The following is a 1045-nucleotide window of genomic DNA, read 5'->3' on the forward strand; positions in this document are numbered from 1 at the left end:
TTGGGGAAAACAGGCAGACGTGTTTTGGCAAAAAAGGCAACCGCTGCGCAGCAAGCCTTTTGCATAGGAGGAAAAGAAAAACATGCAGGACGATAACGAGCTCGTTCGTCTGGTGCTAGGGGGAAACCAACAAGCCTATGCACGACTTGTCGACAAGTATAAAGGAAAAATATTTGCCTACCTGTACCGGATGATTGGACAGAAGCAGGATGCCCAGGATTTGGCCCAGGAGGTTTTTACGAAAGCCTATTTCCAATTAGATAAGTTTCAGCTTGACCGCAATTTTTCAGCGTGGCTCTACCGGGTCGCTGCCAACCACTGTCTGGATGAGCTCAGACGGCGGAAGCGGGCCGTTAAAACCACTGGCGAGGAAGTGGAACTGATCGAATCGGAGACGCCGGAGGACGCATTTTTGCAAAAGGAGCAAAAGCAAGTGCTTCTTTGCCAAGTGATGAGGCTGGAAGAAGAGTATCGGTCGGTGCTTGTCCTTCGCTACATTGACCAGCTCAGCTACAAGGAGATTAGCGAGGCGCTAGCGCTGCCGATGACGACTGTTCAGATGCGGCTTCACCGGGCGAGGAAGAAGCTGCGAGAGGGCTTGGAGAAAGGGGGGACTTCCTTGTATGAAATGTCACAAATCTGACAAGTTGAAATCGTATTTCGACGGGAAGCTCTCCCCGCTGGCATCAGCAGAGCTGGAACAGCACGTCGATCAATGCGTCTCTTGCCAGGAAGGATTGGCACGCATCATGGATGGAACACCCGTAGCGGAAGAACTGCTGGCAGAAGAGCTGCTCTCCCCCCACTTTACGGAGCTGGTCATGGAGGATATTGCCCGGCAGGAGAAAAGCAGGAACAAAAGAAAAATGTGGAAGAAAAGGAGTATCGATATTATGAAAAAGACAGCGATTGCCGTAGCCGGTCTTACGGCTGCCGTTACATTCGGAACGATGGTTTCGCCGACGTTTGCCAATTACGTAAACAGTTTGTTCAATACTGTTAAAGATGTGGACGGGGGCTTGAAACAAGCAGCGGTTGAAGGCTA

The 1045-nt window shown here is 50.8% G+C and carries 2 protein-coding genes; both read left to right on the forward strand.

What is annotated here, in order from left to right:
• Positions 1-82 precede the first annotated feature (82 nt).
• A complete protein-coding gene (locus tag Q3F21_RS27120; RefSeq protein WP_340259702.1) occupies positions 83-643 on the forward strand; it encodes an RNA polymerase sigma factor in 561 nt (186 codons plus the stop codon).
• Positions 624-1045 (forward strand): zf-HC2 domain-containing protein (locus Q3F21_RS27125; RefSeq protein WP_340259704.1); only part of this gene is annotated, 422 nt, incomplete at its 3' end. The genes Q3F21_RS27120 and Q3F21_RS27125, both read left to right, overlap by 20 nt.

The organism is Brevibacillus borstelensis, assembly GCF_037834415.1.
Classification (GTDB): Bacteria; Bacillota; Bacilli; order Brevibacillales; family Brevibacillaceae; genus Brevibacillus; species Brevibacillus borstelensis_A.

Bases quoted from the DNA above. Each gene is read 5' to 3' on its own strand.
- Q3F21_RS27120 (WP_340259702.1), top strand. From the start codon at position 83: ATGCAGGACGATAACGAGCTCGTTCGTCTGGTGCTAGGGGGAAACCAA.